Origin of the sequence: Mycolicibacter heraklionensis, assembly GCF_001021505.1 — a bacterium.
Lineage (GTDB): Bacteria > Actinomycetota > Actinomycetes > Mycobacteriales > Mycobacteriaceae > Mycobacterium > Mycobacterium heraklionense.
Window position 1 is genome coordinate 1 of record NZ_LDPO01000010.1, and the last position, 18,540, is coordinate 18,540.

The 18,540-nt window shown below is 68.5% G+C and carries 18 protein-coding genes; 11 read left to right on the plus strand and 7 right to left on the minus strand.

What is annotated here, in order from left to right:
• A partial coding sequence (locus tag ABW16_RS26400) for a PGRS repeat-containing protein (protein ID WP_047319716.1) occupies nt 1-1,575 on the minus strand: 1,575 nt, incomplete at its 3' end.
• Nucleotides 1,576-1,840: 265 nt separating this feature from the next.
• On the opposite strand from ABW16_RS26400, the gene ABW16_RS12970 reads away from it, so the two are divergent.
• Nucleotides 1,841-2,059: a hypothetical protein gene (locus ABW16_RS12970; RefSeq protein WP_233424765.1), complete on the plus strand. Its 219-nt coding sequence runs from the start codon at nt 1,841-1,843 to the stop codon at nt 2,057-2,059.
• A 36-nt stretch (nt 2,060-2,095) separates the two neighbouring features.
• Entirely contained in the window at nt 2,096-4,714 is a 2,619-nt protein-coding gene (locus tag ABW16_RS27995; RefSeq protein ID WP_047319600.1) for a LuxR C-terminal-related transcriptional regulator, read from the plus strand.
• Between the two features lie 43 nt (nt 4,715-4,757).
• Here the strand turns inward: ABW16_RS27995 and ABW16_RS12980 are convergent, their stop codons facing one another.
• Together ABW16_RS12980 and ABW16_RS12985 are read right to left on the minus strand one after the other, a co-directional pair.
• Nucleotides 4,758-5,216, minus strand: coding sequence for a type II toxin-antitoxin system VapC family toxin (locus tag ABW16_RS12980; protein ID WP_047319601.1), 459 nt, complete (start codon nt 5,214-5,216; stop codon nt 4,758-4,760).
• Nucleotides 5,206-5,475, minus strand: a complete 270-nt coding sequence (locus ABW16_RS12985) for a type II toxin-antitoxin system Phd/YefM family antitoxin (RefSeq protein ID WP_047319602.1) — start codon at nt 5,473-5,475, stop codon at nt 5,206-5,208. The genes ABW16_RS12980 and ABW16_RS12985 overlap by 11 nt, the downstream gene beginning before the upstream one ends.
• Nucleotides 5,476-5,618: 143 nt before the next feature.
• Here ABW16_RS12985 and ABW16_RS12990 point away from each other — a divergent pair, with 143 nt between their 5' ends.
• Nucleotides 5,619-6,635, plus strand: a complete 1,017-nt coding sequence (locus tag ABW16_RS12990; protein WP_047319603.1) for an aldo/keto reductase family protein — start codon at nt 5,619-5,621, stop codon at nt 6,633-6,635.
• A 4-nt stretch (nt 6,636-6,639) separates the two neighbouring features.
• On the opposite strand, the gene ABW16_RS12995 is transcribed toward ABW16_RS12990, so the two are convergent.
• Entirely contained in the window at nt 6,640-7,452 is an 813-nt protein-coding gene (locus ABW16_RS12995; protein ID WP_047319604.1) for a class I SAM-dependent methyltransferase, read from the minus strand.
• 36 nt (nt 7,453-7,488) lie between these two features.
• Entirely contained in the window at nt 7,489-9,213 is a 1,725-nt protein-coding gene (locus tag ABW16_RS13000) for an N-acyl-D-amino-acid deacylase family protein (RefSeq protein WP_047319605.1), read from the minus strand.
• Between the two features lie 46 nt (nt 9,214-9,259).
• Here ABW16_RS13000 and ABW16_RS13005 point away from each other — a divergent pair, with 46 nt between their 5' ends.
• The 4 genes from ABW16_RS13005 to ABW16_RS13020 all read left to right on the plus strand — a co-directional run bounded on the left by ABW16_RS13005 (nt 9,260) and on the right by ABW16_RS13020 (nt 12,589).
• A complete protein-coding gene (locus ABW16_RS13005; protein ID WP_047319718.1) occupies nt 9,260-9,637 on the plus strand; it encodes a VOC family protein in 378 nt (125 codons plus the stop codon).
• 11 nt (nt 9,638-9,648) lie between these two features.
• Nucleotides 9,649-10,170, plus strand: a complete 522-nt coding sequence (locus tag ABW16_RS13010) for a mycothiol transferase (RefSeq protein ID WP_047319606.1) — start codon at nt 9,649-9,651, stop codon at nt 10,168-10,170.
• 68 nt (nt 10,171-10,238) lie between these two features.
• Nucleotides 10,239-11,759 carry an aldehyde dehydrogenase family protein gene (locus ABW16_RS13015; RefSeq protein ID WP_047319607.1) on the plus strand — a complete coding sequence of 507 codons (1,521 nt, stop codon included), beginning with the start codon at nt 10,239-10,241 and terminating at the stop codon, nt 11,757-11,759.
• Nucleotides 11,759-12,589, plus strand: coding sequence for a hypothetical protein (locus ABW16_RS13020; protein WP_047319608.1), 831 nt, complete (start codon nt 11,759-11,761; stop codon nt 12,587-12,589). The genes ABW16_RS13015 and ABW16_RS13020 overlap by 1 nt, the downstream gene beginning before the upstream one ends.
• A gap of 72 nt (nt 12,590-12,661) precedes the next feature.
• On the opposite strand, the gene ABW16_RS13025 is transcribed toward ABW16_RS13020, so the two are convergent.
• Entirely contained in the window at nt 12,662-14,698 is a 2,037-nt protein-coding gene (locus tag ABW16_RS13025; protein WP_047319609.1) for a prolyl oligopeptidase family serine peptidase, read from the minus strand.
• Between the two features lie 56 nt (nt 14,699-14,754).
• Here ABW16_RS13025 and adh point away from each other — a divergent pair, with 56 nt between their 5' ends.
• Genes adh through ABW16_RS13045 form a run of 4 tightly spaced genes read left to right on the plus strand, consistent with a single transcriptional unit; the run spans nt 14,755 to nt 17,552 of the window.
• On the plus strand, nt 14,755-16,278 hold the full coding sequence (gene adh, locus ABW16_RS13030; protein ID WP_047319610.1) for an aldehyde dehydrogenase: 1,524 nt from the start codon (nt 14,755-14,757) through the stop codon (nt 16,276-16,278).
• The gene (locus ABW16_RS13035) at nt 16,278-16,694 is read left to right on the plus strand and encodes a DUF779 domain-containing protein (protein WP_047319611.1); all 417 of its coding nucleotides are present in this window, start codon (nt 16,278-16,280) and stop codon (nt 16,692-16,694) included. Before adh ends, ABW16_RS13035 begins: the two co-directional genes overlap by 1 nt.
• Nucleotides 16,695-16,723: 29 nt before the next feature.
• A complete protein-coding gene (locus ABW16_RS13040) occupies nt 16,724-17,002 on the plus strand; it encodes a putative holin (RefSeq protein WP_082134098.1) in 279 nt (92 codons plus the stop codon).
• Nucleotides 16,995-17,552 (plus strand): hypothetical protein, encoded by a 558-nt coding sequence (locus tag ABW16_RS13045; RefSeq protein WP_052956894.1) that lies wholly within the window; start codon nt 16,995-16,997, stop codon nt 17,550-17,552. Before ABW16_RS13040 ends, ABW16_RS13045 begins: the two co-directional genes overlap by 8 nt.
• Before the next feature lie 38 nt (nt 17,553-17,590).
• On the opposite strand, the gene ABW16_RS13050 is transcribed toward ABW16_RS13045, so the two are convergent.
• Entirely contained in the window at nt 17,591-18,454 is an 864-nt protein-coding gene (locus ABW16_RS13050) for a cyclopropane mycolic acid synthase family methyltransferase (protein WP_047319613.1), read from the minus strand.
• Nucleotides 18,455-18,540: the final 86 nt, after the last annotated feature.

Below are 18,540 nucleotides of genomic sequence, written 5' to 3' on the forward strand. Positions count from 1 at the left end.
ACCGTCGCCACCGGCGCCGCCGTTGCCGCCGGGCAGGCCATCGCCGGTGTAGTTGAAGAAGGGGGTCGTCGTAGTGCCGGCGCCGCCGCTCCCGCCGTTGCCGCCGGTCCCGCCGACACCGCCGGCGCCTCCGGTGCCGCCGTCACCGGAGATGGAACCGCCCAAACCGCCATTGCCGCCGACACCGCCGGTCCCTCCCGTGCCCCCGGCGGTGCCGTCACCGCCGGCGCCGTACTGCGGACTGGCGCCGTCGCCGCCGACCGCGCCGGTGCCGCCCCGCCCACCGGCCCCGCCGTCACCGCCGTCGCCGTGATCACCGCCGTTGCCGCCGGCCCCGCCGTTGCCGCCGGTTCCGCCCACCGTGGTCGCATCCCAGCCGGCGCCGCCGGTGCCGCCATTCCCGACGTTGACCGGTGTGACCCCGGCCAGACCGTCGGCGCCTGTCGTGGCGCCGTCACCGCCCATGCCACCGGCACCGCCGGCACCGGCGTCGCCACCGTTGCCTCCTGCGCCGCCGTCGGGAGTCGCGGCATTCCCGGCCCCGCCGGTACCGCCGTCGCCCGGTGTGCCGCCGTGGCCGCCGGTCCCGCCTGCGCCGCCGGTGCCCTGGGAGCCGGAGGCACCGAATACTCCGTTCGTCCCGCCTGCGCCGCCATTACCGCCGTGGCCGCCGGTCCCGCCTGCTCCGCCGCTACCGCCATTGCCGCCGGTACCGGCGGCGAAGGTCGCCGCCGCGCCGCTGATGCCACCGCCGCCCGCCCCGCCGGTCCCGCCGGTCCCGCCTGTCCCGCCGGACCCGCCGGACCCGATCAGCCGGGCGGCGTTGCCGCCGGCCCCACCGACACCGCCGATGCCACCGGTAAGGCCGGCCATGCCGCTGCCGCCCGGGCCGACACCGTCGACACCGGCCGCGCCGACCGACCCGGTCCCGCCAAGTCCCCCGGTCCCGCCGTTGCCGAACAGCCAGCCGGTCGCGTCGCCGCCGGCCCCGCCGTTGCCTCCGGTGCCGCCGGTCCCGCCGTCGCCGGCGATGCCGAACGCGGTGTCCCCGCCGGCCCCGCCGTCGGCCCCGGAGCCGCCCAGGCCGCCGTCGCCGCCGTCGCCGAAGAAGGCCGCGCCGCCGTTGCCACCGGCCTCACCGGCCACCGTGCTGTCCCAGCCGGCGCCGCCGTCACCGAACCACAGTCCGCCCGCGCCGCCGTTGGGATCGGTCTGGGTTCCGGCCAGACCGTTCCCGATCAGCAGATCGGTGCCGAACAGCGGCCCCAGGTACTGGTTGATGGCCGCGTCCACCTGGGCACCGAACGTACTGGCGATCCAGTCCTGCCCGACGTCGTGGATCGGCTGGTAGATCCACTGGTCGAACAGTGCCGCCCAGTCGGTGGGATCGCCGGTGGCCGGTGCGGCACCCACCGCCAGGGCCTGCCACGCCGACGGGTCGAACAGGTCGTCGATCCAGGCGAACTCATCGGCCCGGGCGGTCGGCGCGGACGCCAACGGAGCCACCCCAAACGCCAGGAACGCGCCGACGACAGTGCCGGCGCCGATCACCCGACCGCGACGATGACCAGACATGAGGACCTCCCGGGACCGAACCGACACCAGCACCCCTTAGCGTCGGCTCAGGAACTCGCATCCGGCTCCGTAGCGCACTACCTGTCCTTGGGCCCGCTACAGTGCCGACTACTCACATCGGCGGCTGTGTAGTCAGCACCGGATTGCGGGTAGTCGCAGACCCCACGACGCCGGGAATCGGGTAGTCGTCCACGGATACCGCGTGCCGCCGGCGCGGACAGAGTGGGGATCGACCGAATCGGGGATCACCGAATCGAGGGCAGACGTGACCGCTTTCCATGGCATCGGGGACACCGCGGACCGCTACGAGACGGCGCTGCGGAGACTTCCCGATGCGCATTCCCTGGCGTTGCGACTGCGCGACGCCGGTGTCGCCGACGAGGTGATCTGCCAGTACCTGCAGATCGAACTAGAAGGGCTGGACAGCGTCATCAGGCTGGCGAACCAGAAGCTGGACGCTGAACTACACAAGATTCCTGAGTAGTAACCGTCGGTGTCCCAAGGTGTTTACGATCGACGAATGAGTGACCGCTGGCCTTTGACGGGCCGGAGGGAAGAACTCCAGCTGGTGGCAGACGCGCTCGCCGACACCGAGCGGCGGGGTGTTCTGATCGCCGGTCGAGCCGGTGTGGGAAAAACCAGGCTGGCCCGCGAGGCCGCCGAAGCGATGGCCGCCGCCGGCTGGGCGGTCAGTCGGCTGGCCGGCACGGCGACCGGGCGCTCAGTACCGCTGGGCGCGTTCGCCCAATGGGTCGACGACTTCGACGCCAATCCGATGGCGATGGCGCGCCAGGTCATCACCGAGCTGAGGGCCGGTGCCGGAGATGCGCCGCTGCTGGTGGTCGTCGACGACGCGCACCTGCTGGACGATCTGTCGGCACTGGCCGTGCATCAACTGGTGGCGCACGGCGCGGCTGCGCCCATTCAGGTGATCGCCACCGTCCGCAACGGCGAACCCGCCCCCGATGCGGTGTCCACGCTGTGGAAGGACGGTGTGCTGCGGCGGCTCGAACTGCAACCGCTGTCACGTCCGGAAGCCGAGGAGTTGCTGGCCTCCGTGTTGGGGGCGGTGAACCCGGACTGCCTGGTGCGGATGTGGAAGCTGACTCGCGGAAACGTGTTGTACCTGCGCCATCTCGTCGAGCAGGAACGCGCGGCCGGCCGGCTGGTGTGCGAGGCCGGGCAATGGTGCTGGACGGCCGGATTGTCGGTGTCGCCGACGTTGGTCGAGCTGGTCGAAACCCAGATCGGCGCGGTGCCCGACGACGTGCGCGAGGTGGTCGACCTGGTGGCGGTCGCCGAACCCATCGACCGGTCCTGCCTGATGACACTGGCCAGCCCGCACGCCGTCGAGGTGGCCGAGGAGCGCGGACTGATCCGGGTGCCGCCGAGCGCCGACGCGGTCTACGTGGGCCACCCGCTCTACGGGGAGATCCGGCTGCAGCAATGCGGCCCGCTGCGGTTGCGCCGCTTGCGGGGCGACGTGGCGACCGCCATGGCGCGCGAGCCCGCCCGGGTGGATCCGATTCGGCTGGGGCTGTTGTGGCTGGAATCGGATCTGCCGCCCGACGCCGCGGTGCTGTCGCGGGCCGCCAACATCGCGCGTTCGCGACTCGACCTCGCGTTGGCCGAGCGGTTCGCGCGTGCCGCCGTCGACGCCAGCGACAGCCCGGCGGCCAAACTGCTGCTCGCCTACGTGTTGTTCATGCGCGAGCAGGGTTCGGAAACCGAGGAGATACTCAGCACCGTCGACGCATCTGCGCTGCCCGCGACCGGATTCGTCACCCCGGTGATCCTGCGCTCCGCGAACCTGCTGTGGGTGCTGCAACGTCCCGAGCAGGCCTGGGAGGTGACCGAACAGGCGTTGCGCGGCAACGATGATGCGGCGCTGCGGACGTTCCGTGCCGTCCAGCTGGTGTTGGCCGGCAGGCCGGCCGAAACCGTCGACGCGCTGGCCGGGGTCGACCTCGGCCGGCTCGACTCGTTCGGCCAGACCTTGGGCCGGTGCGCCGACGTCATCGCGCTGGGCGATCTGGGACGGACGAGTCAGGCCGTCGAGCAAGCCGAGGCCGGGTACGCGGTGATCGCCGAATCGCCCCAGGACAGTTTCCAGGGCAGCGGGCTGGCCGAATTCCACGCCTACGCGCTGCTGGCCGCCGGCCGCATCGAGGACGCGACGGTGGTCGCGCAGGCCCGCCATAGGCTGTGCGCGGAACTGCCCGGGATGGTGAGCGCGATGGCGACCGCGGTGCTGGGCATGACCGCACTCGGCCGTGGCGATCTGCCCACCGCGCTGCGTTGCCTCGGCGCGGCCGGCGCCGGGATCGGCAGCTACGGCGAGATCAGCGGCATCTTCTACCGGTTCAGGATCCCGCACACCGAGGCGCTGGCTCGTAGCGGGCAGGTCGACGCCGCCGTGACGTCGTTGCAGGCCACCCGCGAGAGCCGGCATCCGGCCTACTGCTACGTCGAGTCCGGCTACCTGCTGGCGGCCGCATGGGTGGCGGCGGTGCGCGGAAGGGCCGGCGAGGCACGCCAGAGTGCTTCTGAGGCAGCAACATTCGCCCGCGACCACGGTCAGTTCGCTCGCGAAGTGATGTGCCTGCAGACCGCCGCGCAGCTGGGTGACGCAGCGGTCGCCGACCGGCTGGGCGAGCTGGCGGGCATCGTCGAAGGTCCCCGGGCGCCGGTCGCGGCCCGGTATGCGCGCGCGTTGGCCGACAGCGACAATGCCGGCTTGGACGCAGCGTCGCATGAGTTCGAAACCATGGGCGATGTGCTGGCCGCAGCTGACGCCGCAGCGCAGGCCGCGGCGAGTTATCGGCAGGCCGGTCTGCGCGGCAGCGCACTGTCGGCCGGCGCGCGCGCCCGCCAACTCGCCGAGCAGTGCGGCGGGGCCGTCAGCCCGGCGCTGGCCGCGGCCAAGGTGACCCTCCCGCTGACCGGGCGCGAGCGTGAGATCGCCCTGCTGGTGGCCCAGGGCCTGTCCAACCGCGACATCGCCGAGGCGATGTCGTTGTCGGTGCGCACCGTGGAAGGCCACGTCTACCGGGCGACGGTCAAGGCCGGTGTCGCCACCAGAGCCGAATTGTCCTCGATGGTCCAGCAATTCGATCACACGTCGGCGGCATCGGGCTGATTGACCACAGTCCGTCCGACACGGAATAAACGCGATGCTCCTGTTATGTGGACCGCGGTGCGTCGAGTCGCGGCACCGCAACGACGGTCAACAGTTCGTCCAACCCGTGGAAGTCTTGCGGGTTCGTGGTGAACAGTGGCAGGTCTTCGGCGATCGCCACGGCGGCGATCATCAGATCGGCGACTCGGCGGCGGGGTTTGCGGCCGGTGCTGATGACCGCGGCGCACACCCGGCCGTAGATCCGCGCGGCTTCGGCGGCGAAGGGGATCGGGTCGAACTCGTTTTCGGCGCGTTGGAGCACATCCAGGCGGCGGGCGCGTTCGACATGCTCGTCGTAGTCGTCTTGTTCGTCGTTTCGGCGCACCTCGTGCGGTCCGGCCGACAGTTCCGCCAGAGTTATCGCGCTGATCGCCATCGCCTTCGGCAGCAGCTGCGGATCGATCCACCGACGCAGAATCATGATGTTGGTGTCGAGCAGGCCCTGCTGATGATCAGCGGGCATAGGGGCCGTCCGCATCGTGATCGGCGGTGGCGTCCTGGTCGGCTCGGAAAGCGTCAATCGAAATGTCGGGTGCGCCGCGCGACATCGCCGCGAACTCGGCACGGGGCACGAATCGCCTGCGCTGGCGCAGCGGAATCAGTTCACCGATCTGATGCCCGTCCCGGGTGACGATGAAAGCCTGCCCGTGCTGGACGGCATCCATGATCTCCTTCGATCGATTCCGTAGGTCGCGCTGGGTGATCTCGGGCTGTGCCGGCATAGGATCGAAGATACAGGATTGTGCTACCTGGTGCTACATAATGGCACCTGCGCATCAGGAGATGAAGACGAAGGCGTCACGCTGGCGCTGTCCGCCGTCGAATTATCAGTGACAGCAATGTGATTCGACTAGTCTGTGATGCTATGGAATTTCGCTACCTGGGCAACTCCGGCCTGCAGATCTCCGAGATCACCTACGGCAACTGGCTCACCCACGGATCGCAGGTCGAGAACGACGTCGCCACCGCGTGCGTGCATGCCGCGCTCGATGCCGGTATCACCACGTTCGACACCGCCGACGTGTACGCCAACGGTGCCGCCGAGGAGGTGCTCGGGGCGGCACTGAAAGGACGGCGCCGCGGATCGGTGGAGATCTTCACCAAGGTCTACTGGCCGATCGGCTCGGCCCCCTTGGGCAAGAACGACACCGGCCTGTCCCGCAAGCACATAATGGAGGCCATCGACGGGTCGCTGCGCCGGCTGGGCACCGACTACGTCGACCTCTACCAAGCGCACCGCTATGACCCCTTCACCCCGTTGGAAGAGACCATGCAGGCCTTCGCCGACATCGTCCGGGCGGGCAAGGCGCTCTACATCGGGGTCAGCGAGTGGACGCCCGAGCAGATCCGCAACGCGCACGGGTTGGCTCGCCAACTCGGCGTATCGCTGATCTCCAGCCAACCGCAGTACTCCATGCTGTGGCGAATCATCGAACCCGAGGTGGTCCCGACCTGCCGGGAACTGGGCCTGAGCCAGATCGTCTGGTCACCGATGGCCCAAGGGGTGCTGTCCGGCAAATACCTGCCGGGTCAACCACCGCCGGCCGGGTCACGTGCCACCGACGAGAAGGGCGGGGCGAACTTCATCAAACGGTTCATGACCGACGACGTGCTGACCCGCGTCCAGCAGCTGGCGCCGATCGCCGCCGAGCTGGGGCTGACGACGGCGCAGCTGGCGATCGCCTGGGTGCTGCAGAACGACAACGTGGCCGCCGCTCTGGTCGGGGCGTCGCGCCCGGAGCAGGTCACCGAGAACGTCAAAGCCGCCGGCGTGCGGATCCCCGACGAGCTGCTGGCACGCATCGACCAGGTGCTGGGCGACGTGGTGACCAGCGACGCCGAACTGGTCGCCCGCTCCACCCCGCAACAGCGGTTGCTCTGAGTCGTCATACCCGGCACAGGATCTGGCTGTGCAGGATCGCCAGCCAGCCGTCCGGGTGATCGGCCCAGTCCCGCCACGCCTGCGAAATCGCCTGCAGCTTCCCCTGATCGGCGGCACCACTGTCGAGCAGCTGTTCGGCGATGGCCGACTGCAGAATCCGGTCGGCCCACATGCCGCCCCAGTGCTCCCGGTCGGCGGGAGTGGCGAAACACGACGCGCTCGTCGTCGGGGTGACGTCGGTGAACCCGGCCGCGTGCGCCCAGGCCAGCAGATGCCGGCCCGCATCGGGCTCGCCGCCGTTGGCGCGCGCGGCGTCACGGTAGAGCCGCAGCCAGTCGTCCAACTCCGCCGACGCCGGGTACCAGGTGAACGCTTCGTAGTCGCTGTCCCGCGCCGCCACCACGCCGCCCGGCTTGCACACCCGGTGCATTTCGGCCAGCGCGGCCACCGGGTCGGCGACGTGCTGCAGCACCTGGTGGGCATGCACCACGTCAAAGCTGTTGTCGGGGAACTGCAATGCGTGTACATCGGCGACCACGAAGTCGATGTTGCGCTGCCCGCGCTCACGTGCGCAGGCGCGGGCCAGCTCCAGGGCTTCGGGTACCGGCTCGATGGCGGTCACCCGGCCCGGCGCGACGAGGGCGGCCAGATCCGCGGTGATGGTTCCCGGCCCGCAGCCGACATCCAGCAACTGCAAGCCCGGCGCCAGCGACTCCAACAGGTAGGCCGCGGAGTTCTGCGCCGTGCGGGCACGGTGGGCGCGCAGCACCGATTCGTGATGGCCGTGGGTGTATTTGGGCTCTGGGGGCTCAGTCACATCGGACAACGGTACGCCGGTGAACCCGGCTGAGGCTCAGGCCGGCGCGGGCTGACGGCCGCGCACCAGCCTGCCGGGCCGGGCCGCGGTGGGCTTGCCGTTCTCGGCGATGATCTCGCCGGAGACGATCGTTGCGACGTAGCCGTCGGCGGTCTGATCCAACCGGCGTCCACCGGCCGGCAGGTCATAGGTGACCACCGGCTTGTGCAGCCGCAGGTTCCGGTGGTCGATGACGTTGAGGTCGGCCTTGTAGCCGACCGCGATGCGCCCCCGGTCCTCGAGTCCGGCAATCCGGGCCGGTGTGGACGTCAGTTCGCGGATCGCTTCCTCGACACTGAGCCGGCCGGCCGCGCGGTCGCGGGCCCAATGCGTCAGCACATAGGTGGGAAAGCTTGAGTCGCAGATCATCCCGTAGTGGGCGCCGCCGTCGCCCAGCCCCAGCACCACGTCGCCGCGGCGCATCAGAGTCCCGACGGTGTCCAGCGAGTTGTTCTCGAAATTGGCCAGTGCGTTGAGCAGGATCTCGTGCCCGTCGTCGTCGAGCAGCCGGTCATATGCCTCCTCCTCCGGGGAGACGCCGCGTGCCCTGGCCCGCGCCGCAATGCTCTTCGACCGATCCGGCTCGTAATCGGGGTCGTCGCCGAGCGGAAATGTCCAGTCCCAGGACTGGGAAAGGTAGGCGATCGGGTTGGTCGGGACGATGCTGGGTCGGTCGGCCAGAATCCGCTGCCGCACTTCTGGTTTGCGCATTTGGGCCACTCGCTCCGCCAGTGGCAGGCCGGCGATCTCCTGGTAGCTCGGGTACAGCACGAACGGGTGGATGCTCAGGTCCAGCCCGGACATGAGTCCGATCGGTCGCGGGAAGACCTGCGCGGTGATCTCGGCGCCGGAGCTGTTGGCCTTCTCCAGCATGGCCATCGCGTCCGGCCAGATCGACTCACCGGCGTTGCCGATCAGCAGGCTGAACGTGACGGCCACACCTGCTTCGGTCGCCGCGTCGAAAACCTGCTGCAGCACTGGCTGATATGCACCGTTCGGAAGATCCGGGACGAACTGGATCAACCCGCCCCCGCCGTCGGCCAGGCCGCGGCTGATGGCGAGGATCTCGGCGTAGGAGGCGTCATAGCTGGGGATCTGGGTACCGGTCTTGGTGCGGTGGGTCATCAGCCGCGACGACGAGAACCCCAGTGCCCCAGCCTCGGCGGCCTCCTGGGCCAGCCGGCGCATCTGCTCCAGGTCGTCGGGCGTAGCCGGCTCACGGTCGATACCGCGCTGTCCCATCACGTAGACGCGCAGCGGTGAATGCGGCAGGAACGCCGCCACGTCGATATCCCGCTGCCGCTTATCAACGGCATCCATGAACTGTGGGAACGTCTCCCAGGTCCACGGCAGCCCGTCCGTCATCACCACACCGGGAATGTCCTCGACGCCGGCCATCAGATCCACCAGCACGTCGTGGTCCTCGATCCGGCACGGCGCGAAACCCACCCCGCAGTTGCCCATCAGTGCGGTCGTCACGCCATGCGCCGAGGAAGGATTGAGCCGATCCGACCAGATGGACTGCCCGTCGTAGTGCGTGTGCAGGTCGACGAAACCCGGTGTGACCAGCAGTCCGGTCGCGTCGATGACATGCTGGGCGTCTCCGGTGACCCTGCCGACCTCAACGATCACGCCATCGCGGATCCCGACGTCGCCGACACAGGCCTGGCCACCCAGTCCATCGACAATCGTGCCGTTGCGGACCACGACGTCGAGGCTCATCTAGTTAATCTACGACCCTGCGGTTCCTCATGCCAGGATGTATTCCGTGATCGACCACGTGGGCATCAACTGCAGTGACTATGCGAAATCGCAGAAGTTTTACGACGCGGTGCTCGACGTGCTGGGCTACACGCGGCAGATGGATGTCGGTGTGGCCGTCGGCTACGGACGAGACGGCAAGCCGACGTTCTGGATCGCCGACGCCGGCGCGGGTGACGCCTCGGGCCCTAACCGCGAGGTCCATGTCGCGTTCAGCGCCGCTGACCCGCAGCAGGTGCAGGCGTTCTACGACACCGCGGTAGGGCAGGGTGCGGAGTCCCTGCACGCGCCGCGGCTGTGGCCCGAGTACCACCCCGGCTACTTCGGCGCCTTCGTCCGCGATCCGGACGGCAACAACGTCGAGGCGGTCTGCCACCAGGCGTAGCGTCGGGCGGTATGACGGAGAATGACGCAACCGCCGCTCTGCGGGCCCTGCTCCGCGACGCGTTCACTCGGTTGATCGAGCACGCCGACGAACTCACCGACGGGCTCACCGACGAGGTGGCCGACTATCGGCCGACGGCGCAGGCCAACAGCATCGCGTGGCTGCTGTGGCACAGCGCCCGCGTGCAGGACATTCAGATCGCGCAGGTCGCCGGTGTCGAGCAGGTGTGGACCCGTGACGGGTGGGTGGATCGGTTCGGCCTGGACCTGCCGCGTGATGACAGTGGGTACGGCCATAGCCCGGCCGATGTCGCCAAGGTCCGCGCCCCGGCCCAGCTGCTGGCGGGCTACTACCACGGCGTGCACCAGTTGGCCCTGGGCTACCTCGACGGCGTCACCGCCGATGAACTGGCTCGGGTTGTCGATACCCACTGGGATCCGCCGGTGACGGCGGGGGTGCGGCTGGTCAGCATCATCGATGACTGTGCCCAGCATTTGGGGCAGGCCGCCTACCTGCGGGGCTTAAAAACGTAGGCTCGCCGGACTTGACACCTGTCGAGGCCCGGTGCGATCCGGATCACAGCCCGGACTAGCATGGCGCCATGACCGCCACCAATTCAGTCGCCACCTTCACCGGCACCGGAACCGTGTTCAGCCCCGCCACCGGCGAGAGGGCCGGCGAGGTGCGGTGGACCGACCCCGCTGACGTCGAAAAAATCGCGGCCGGGCTGCGCACCGCCCAGCGGGAATGGGAGCACCGCGGCGCCAAGGGCCGGGCCAAGGCCCTGGCCCGTTTCGCCTTGTGGCTCGGCGAGCACCGCGACGAGATCGAGAAGCTGCTGATCGCCGAGACCGGCAAGTCCAGCACCGACGCCGCGCAAGAGGTGCCGCTGCTGATCATGATCCTGTCGTACGTGATCAAGGTGATGGACAAGGCGGTCGCCCCGGAGACCCGGCCGGCATCGCTGCCCCTGATGCGAATCAAGAAGATCGCCATCCACTACCGTCCCCGGCCGGTGGTCGGCGTGATCGCGCCGTGGAACTACCCGGTGGCCAACGCGCTGATGGATGCCATCGGAGCTTTGGCGGCCGGCTGCGCGGTGCTGCTCAAGCCGTCCGAGCAGACCCCGCTCACCGCGGAGCTCCTTCGCCAGGGCTGGCTGGCCTCCGGCGCCCCGGACGTGTTCGCGGTGGTGCAGGGTGCGCGCGAGGTGGCCGAAGCGGTGATCGACAACTCCGACTACGTGCAGTTCACCGGCTCCACCGCCACCGGGCGCAAGGTCGCCGAACGGGCCGCAAGCCGGCTGGTGCCGGTCAGCCTCGAACTCGGGGGCAAAGACCCGATGATCGTGTGCGAGGACGCCGACATCGACCTGGCCGCGCACGCCGCGGTATGGGGCGCGATGTTCAACGCCGGGCAGACCTGCGTGTCGGTCGAGCGGGTGTACGTGCTGGAACCCGTCTACGACAAGTTCGTCGCCGCGGTCGTCCGCGATGTCGAGGCGCTGCAGATGGGCACCGGCGAGGGCAAGCACTTCGGAGCTCTGATCAGCGACCAGCAACTCGCCATCACCGAGCGGCACGTGAAGGAAGCCTTGGCCGCCGGAGCGCGCGCACTGACCGGCGGTGAGCGCGCAGGCGGCCCGGGCAGCTTCTACCCGCCCACCGTGCTGGTCGACGTCGACCACTCGATGGCCTGCATGACCGAGGAGACCTTCGGCCCGACCCTGCCGATCATGAAGGTCGCCAGCGTCGACGAGGCGATCCGACTCGCCAACGACAGCGCCTACGGGTTGAGCGCCTCGGTGTTCTCCCGCGACGTCGCGCGAGCCAAAGACATTGCGCTGCAGCTGGACTGCGGGGCCGTGAACGTCAACGACGTGATCTCCAACCTGATGTGCACGACGGCGCCGATGGGTGGCTGGAAGACCTCGGGCATCGGGGCGCGCTTCGGCGGTGTGGACGGTATCCGCAAGTTCTGTCGGCAGGAGACTGTCGTCGCGCCGCGCACCAACGTCGGCGCGGGCGGGAACTTCTACCACAATTCGCTCAAGACGCTGGCCCGAAGCAACCGGCTCATCACCAAGCTGGCGCTGGCGCGGCCGCGCCGCACCGCGAAATAGTGCGCGTCTTCACCGCGACACTGTTCTGGTTGCTGGCCACCGCGAGCCTTGCGGTGGCGCTGCCGACGGCGTGGGCGCAGTACAACCTCATCGATGCCGACGGTTACGCGCGGCTGGCTGCCCGTGCCGCGGCCCAACCGGCCCTGCAGGACGCGGTCGCGGCCGAGCTCAGTGCTCAGACCGTGCAGCTGATCCGGGGGAGCGGCTTCGGCATCGACCCCTCGGAGGTACGGCAGGCCGCCCGCGAATACACCGCCGGACCGTCGTTTCCGGCGCAGTTCGTTCGCGTCAACCGGGACGGCCACGCGTGGCTCCTCAACGTCGGCGATCCCGGTCCCTGGGAGATCGACGTGATACCGATGCTGCGGGACGACTCGTTTGCGCAACTGCTGGCCGACTACCCCATAACGCTGCCCGCGTCGCTGACCATACCGCTGACGTCGACGTCCACCGAGGTGATGCGGCCCGGTGGGCTACACCGGCTCTCGGTGTGGGGACCGTTGCTCACTGTCGTCCTGGGCGCGATGGCCGGGTTGTGCGCGATCCTGACGCTGGTCGCGGCACGGCGCCGGGGCAGGGCCCTGGCGAGCCTGGGTGTGTCGGCGCTGCTGGTGGGCGCGATCGGCTGGTCGGGCGTCGAAGTGGCGCGGCGCCTCCTCAACCAGGTGCTCAGCCAGGCCACCGGCGACATTCGCCGGATCACCGATGCCCTCGCCGATGTGGCCGAAGCAAGCCTGCACCTGTGGCTCAATCTGACCCTGGCGGCCGGGGCGGTGTTGGTGCTGGTCGGGGTGGGAATCGCGCTGGTGGGCGGTTTGCGCAAGTCCTGAGGGGGCGACGCTTTAGAACACTTCCACGAGTGCATGGTGGCCGCCGGCACGGGCCAGTCGGCGATCACAGTGTCAGGCCCGCCCCAGCATCCGCCACAGGAACGAAAAGCTCAGCGCGGACTTGAACGCCGCCTGCGCGTTGTCGGCCGCACCGCCGTGGCCGCCCTCGATGTTCTCGTAGTACCAGACCCGGTGCCCGGCGTCCTGAAGCGCCGCGGTCATCTTGCGGGCATGCCCCGGATGCACCCGGTCGTCGCGGGTGGACGTGGTGATCAGCACCGGCGGGTAGGCGGCATCGGCGGAAATGTTCTGGTACGGCGAGTATTTGCTGATGAACTCCCACTCCTCGGGGTCATCCGGGTCACCGTACTCGGCCACCCAGGAAGCACCGGCGAGCAGCAGGTGGTAGCGGCGCATGTCCAGCAACGGCACCTGGCACACCAGTGCGCCGAACAACTGTGGGTACGCGGTGAGCATGATGCCCATCAGCAGCCCACCATTGCTGCCGCCCACCGCGCCGAGCTGCTCGACTCTGGCGATACCGCGCTCCACCAGATCGGTTGCCACCGCGGCGAAATCCTCGGCCACCAGATGACGGCCGGCACGCATCGCCTGGGTGTGCCAGCCGGGCCCGTACTCGCCGCCGCCACGGATGTTGGCCAGCACGTAGGTCCCCCCGCGCTCGAGCCACAGCCGGCCCAGCACGCCGTCGTAACCCGGGGTGCGTGCCACCTCGAATCCGCCGTAGCCGCCCAGCAGTGTCGCGCCGGTGGCGCCCGCTGGGCGCACGACGAAGTAGGGGATCGCGGTGCCGTCTTTCGAGGTGGCGAAGTACTGGCTGACATCGAGTCCGTCGGCGTCGAAAAACGCTGGAGCCGATTTGATCTCGGTCAGCGGCCCGTCCACGGGACCGTGCAGGAGTCGTGATGGCCGGTCGAATCCGCTTGAGTCCAGGAAGATCTCGTCGCCGGTGTCGTCGGCGGCCGCGATCACGGTGTTGGTGTTGTCCGGTACCTCGGCGACGGGCCGGCGCTGCCAGGTTCCGGGCGTGACCACCTCTACCCGGCTGGCCACGTCGTGCAGGGTGACCAGGATCAGTCGATCACGGGTCCACGCGTAGTGATGCAGCGCGGTGTGAGCGTCCGGTTCGAAGACGACGCTGCACTGCGCTGTGCCGGACAGGAACTCGTCGTAGTCAGCGGCCAACAGGGAGCCGGCCCGATACGACGCGGTGCCGGTGTCCCAGTCGGTGCGCAGATCGATCAGGATCCATTGCCGGTGTACCGACACCGAGGCGTCGGTGGGCGCGTCGATGCGGATCAGCTCGCCCTCGCGCAATTCGTAGACTTCGTCGTTGAAGAAGTCGATCGCACGCGACACCAGGGTTCGTTCGAATCCCGGCGTGCGGTCTCGGCCCGCCGCCACAACCACATCAGTGGCCGACCCGCTGAACACCGTCTCCGCCTGTGCCAGATCCTGACCGCGGCGCCATCGCTTCACTATTCGGGGGTATCCGGACTCGGTCAGCGAACCGGCGCCGAAGTCGGTGCCCACCAGGACGGTGTCGTCGTCCTCCCAGCCGATCCGCGTCTTGGCCTCGGGAAGCTCGAAGCCCTGTCCGTCCGAACCCACGAATTCCCTGGCCACCAAGTCGAATTCACGCACAACGACGGCGTCAGACCCGCCGCGGGACAGCGATATCAGGGCCCGGGTGTGGTGGGGTTCGATCACGTTGGCCCCGCCCCAGACCCAGTTCTCGTCATCGGCGCGCGCCAGCTCGTCGAGGTCGATCACCACATCCCAGTCGGGGCTGTCGGTGCGATAGCTGTCCACGGTGGTGCGCCGCCACAGCCCGCGCGGGTTGGCGGCGTCACGCCAGAAGTTGTAGAGGTACTCGCCGCGGCGCCGGACGTAGGGGATGCGGGCGTCGGTGTCGAGCACCTCCAGGGCGGCGGTGCGCATCGCTTCGAAGTCGTCGCCGGCGAACTCGTCGACGGTCGGGGTGTTGTGGGCGCGCACCCAGTCCAGTGACCGCTCGCCGGTCACGTCCTCCAGCCACAGGTACGGGTCTTCAAAGTCGCGGGCACGATGCGCAGGCATGGAAGTCATTGTGACCGCGGCGGTACTGTGAGTTGAGTAACACCCACGGCTAAGGAGCAGCATCGATGACCGTTTTCGCACGTCCGGGTTCTGCAGGCGCGCTGATGAGCTACGAGTCCCGCTACGGGAACTTCATCGGCGGGCAGTGGGTGGCTCCGGTCGGCGGTGAGTACTTCGAGAACACCACCCCGGTCACCGGTCAGCCGTTCTGCGAGATCCCCCGCTCCACGGCGGCCGACATCGACCTGGCGCTCGACGCCGCGCACGCCGCCGCCCCGGCGTGGGGCAAGACCTCCCCGGCCGAGCGGGCGGCGATTCTGACCAAGATCGCCGACCGGATCGACCAACATCGCGAGGAACTGGCCGTCGCCGAGGTGTGGGACAACGGCAAGCCGGTCCGGGAGACCCTGGCCGCCGACATCCCGCTGGCCGCCGATCACTTCCGCTACTTCGCCGCGGCGATCCGCACCCAGGAGGGTGCGCTGAGCCAACTCGACGACGACACCGTCGCCTACCACTTCCACGAGCCGCTGGGCGTGGTCGGCCAGATCATCCCGTGGAACTTCCCGCTGCTGATGGCGGCTTGGAAGCTGGCGCCCGCCCTGGCCGCCGGTAACGCGGTGGTGCTCAAGCCGGCCGAGCAGACTCCGGCGTCCATCCTGTTCCTGATGAGCCTGATCGGCGACCTGCTGCCGCCGGGTGTCGTCAACGTGGTCAACGGATTCGGCGTCGAGGCCGGCAAGCCGCTGGCGTCGAGCAACCGGATCGCCAAGATCGGCTTCACCGGGGAGACCACCACCGGGCGGCTGATCATGCAGTACGCCAGCCAGAACATCATCCCGGTCACCCTGGAACTGGGCGGCAAGAGCCCGAACATCTTCTTCTCCGACGTGCTGGCGGCGAACGACGACTTCCAGGACAAGGCTTTAGAGGGGTTTGCCGGATTCGCTTTGAACCAGGGCGAGGTGTGCACCTGCCCGTCGCGGTCGCTGGTTCAGGCCCCCATCTACGACGAGTTCCTGGAGCTGGCCGCGATCCGCACCAAAGCGATCCGCCAGGGCGACCCGCTCGACATCACCACGATGATCGGCGCGCAGGCCTCCAACGACCAGCTGGAGAAGATCCTGTCCTACATCGAGATCGGTAAGGGGGAGGGCGCGAAGGTCATCACCGGCGGGGAACGCGCCGAACTCGGCGGCGAGCTCTCCGGTGGCTTCTACGTGCAGCCGACGATCTTCGCCGGCCACAACAAGATGCGGATCTTCCAGGAGGAGATTTTCGGCCCGGTGGTGTCGGTGACCTCGTTCACCGACTACGACGACGCGATCGCCATCGCCAACGACACCCTCTACGGGCTGGCCGCCGGGGTGTGGAGCCGCGACGGCAACACCGCCTACCGGGCCGGCCGCGACATCCAGGCCGGCCGGGTGTGGGTCAACTGCTACCACGCCTATCCCGCGCACGCGGCGTTCGGCGGCTACAAGCAGTCCGGCATCGGCCGGGAGAACCACAAGATGGTGCTCGACCACTACCAGCAGACCAAGAACCTGCTGGTGTCCTACTCCCAGTCGGCGAACGGTTTGTTCTGATGGACGCGCCGGACCGGGTGCTGATCACCGACGCGGCCGCCGACCTGGTGGCGCGTCTGGTGGCTCGCCACGGTCCGGTGATGTTCCACCAGTCCGGCGGCTGCTGCGACGGGTCGGCGCCGATGTGCTACCCCGACGGTGACTTCATCATCGGCGACCACGACGTGCTGCTCGGCGTCCTGGACCTGGAAAACGGGGGAGCCGGCATCGAAGTGCCGGTCTGGATCTCCGGTCCGCAGTTCGCCGCGTGGAAGCACACCCAGCTGATCATCGACGTGGTGCCGGGCCGCGGCGCCGGGTTCAGCCTGGAGGCGCCCGAAGGCATGCGGTTCCTGACTCGCGGCCGGGCCTTCACCGACGTTGAGAACACGCTGCTGGAAACAGTCCCGGTGATCACCGGGTCGTTACCGCGCTGAACGGTGCGGTCGCCGTAAAATCTGGTGGTGTGATTCCGCTGCCACGCCCTTGGTTGTTGAGCAGCGCCATGCTGGTCGGGGCGGCGGTCGGCATCTTGGCCGGGATCGGCTTGAGCCTGGTCATCACCGCTCCGCTGCGCCCGGACGTCGCGATCACGCTGGTGCTCGGAGCGCCCAGCATCGCGGGGCTGGTGCTGGTGTTCGTCTCCTCGCGTCGGTGGGTAACCGCCCTGGGTGCGTTTCTGCTCGCGCTGGCGGTCGGGTGGTTCGGCGCACTGGCCGCGATTCAGGTGGTGTCGGGTGTCTGAGACCACCGACACCGGGTCACTGCCCATGACCGAGCCGCACATGGCGCCGATCTTCGACACCGGGCCGCACCCGGTACCGCTGCCCGGGCCGACGGAGGCGCTGGACGAGCCGATCACCGGTGCCGAGCCGATTGCGTGGCCTGAACCGGAAAGCTACGCGGCGGCGCCTGCATCGTCGCCGGCCAAACCGGCCAAACCAACCAAACCGGTGGTCCTCACCGGCCAATACCAATTCCTGAAGTGGTGGCAGCTGGCCCTGGTGCTGTTGGCGGTGTGGGTTCCGGCAGCCGGGATCGGCCTGGGGCTGTTCTCCTGGTGGTACGCCCTGGCCGACAAGACACCGGCCGTCTTCGTGGTGCTGGTCTATGCCGTGGTGTGTATGGTCGCCGGGCTGATCGTGGCGATGGTGGGGGAGAAGCCGCTGGTGTCGGCGGTGGCAATCGCGCTGATGTCGGCGGTGTTCGCGTCCGCGGTTGCCGCGGCGCCGCTGTACGGGCACTACTACTGCCAGCATGTGAGCCGCTGCGTCGCCGGAGTTCTTCCGTACTGAGCTGACGGCTCGCATGCTCGGGCTCTCGCCCGGAATACCTACTTCACCAAGGTGAATTGGTTGACATCGACTTGACGTTGCCGGAACATCTTCGCGCAGCCGGTCAAGTACTTCATGTACCGGTCGTAGACCTCCTGTGACTGGATCGCAATGGCCTGCTCGCGATGCGATTCCAGCGCTGCCGCCCAGCAGTCCAAGGTCCTGGCGTAGTGCGGCTGCAACGACTGCACCCGGGTGACGGTAAAGGCGGCCTCGGTAGCGCGCTCCTCGACCATCGAGACCGACGGCAGCCTGCCGCCGGGGAAGATCTCGGTCATGATGAATTTGATGAAGCGGGCCAACTCAAATGTCAGTGGAATGCCCAGTTCTTTGGCGTACTTCGGGTTCAGGCCGCAGATGGTGTGCAGCAGCATCACTCCGTCGGGGGGAAGCGCGTCGTAGGCCATCGAGAAGAACGCGGGATAGCGGTCGTGGCCGAAGTGCTCGAACGCCCCGATCGAGACGATCCGGTCTACCGGCTCGTAGAACTGTTCCCAGCCCTGCAGCAGCACCCGCCTGCGGCGGGGACTGTCCATTGAGTCGAAAGTCTGCTCTACATAGGCGGCTTGGTTCTTTGACAGGGTCAGGCCGATGACGTTGACGTCATAGCGTTCGATCGCCCGCCGCATTGTGGCGCCCCAGCCGCAGCCGACGTCGAGCAGCGTCATTCCCGGTTGCAGGCCGAGCTTGCCCAGCGCCAGGTCGATCTTGGCGAGCTGGGCCTCTTCCAGCGTCATGTCATCGCGCTCGAAGTAGGCGCAACTGTAGGTCTGCGACGGGTCCAGAAACAGCCGGAAGAAGTCGTCGGACAAATCGTAATGTGCCTGGACGTCCTCAAAATGTGGTGTCAGTTCTTTGGCCATGGCGGCATTGCCTTTCGGTGGGTCAGGGGATCGCCCCGCCCCGGATGCCGGGAGCGGACGCATGCTGCTTGGCGCACTTGCCGAAA

What these genes read in the sequence shown, in the direction of transcription:
- ABW16_RS12985 (WP_047319602.1), bottom strand. Translation starts at nt 5,475, where the DNA reads ATGCCGGCACAGCCCGAGATCACCCAGCGCGACCTACGGAATCGATCG.
- ABW16_RS13025 (WP_047319609.1), bottom strand. Translation starts at nt 14,698, where the DNA reads ATGACTTCCATGCCTGCGCATCGTGCCCGCGACTTTGAAGACCCGTAC.
- adh (WP_047319610.1), top strand. Translation starts at nt 14,755, where the DNA reads ATGACCGTTTTCGCACGTCCGGGTTCTGCAGGCGCGCTGATGAGCTAC.
- ABW16_RS13035 (WP_047319611.1), top strand. Translation starts at nt 16,278, where the DNA reads ATGGACGCGCCGGACCGGGTGCTGATCACCGACGCGGCCGCCGACCTG.
- ABW16_RS13050 (WP_047319613.1), bottom strand. Translation starts at nt 18,454, where the DNA reads ATGGCCAAAGAACTGACACCACATTTTGAGGACGTCCAGGCACATTAC.
- ABW16_RS12990 (WP_047319603.1), top strand. Translation starts at nt 5,619, where the DNA reads ATGGAATTTCGCTACCTGGGCAACTCCGGCCTGCAGATCTCCGAGATC.
- ABW16_RS12980 (WP_047319601.1), bottom strand. Translation starts at nt 5,216, where the DNA reads ATGCCCGCTGATCATCAGCAGGGCCTGCTCGACACCAACATCATGATT.
- ABW16_RS13010 (WP_047319606.1), top strand. Translation starts at nt 9,649, where the DNA reads ATGACGGAGAATGACGCAACCGCCGCTCTGCGGGCCCTGCTCCGCGAC.
- ABW16_RS27995 (WP_047319600.1), top strand. Translation starts at nt 2,096, where the DNA reads ATGAGTGACCGCTGGCCTTTGACGGGCCGGAGGGAAGAACTCCAGCTG.
- ABW16_RS13000 (WP_047319605.1), bottom strand. Translation starts at nt 9,213, where the DNA reads ATGAGCCTCGACGTCGTGGTCCGCAACGGCACGATTGTCGATGGACTG.
- ABW16_RS13015 (WP_047319607.1), top strand. Translation starts at nt 10,239, where the DNA reads ATGACCGCCACCAATTCAGTCGCCACCTTCACCGGCACCGGAACCGTG.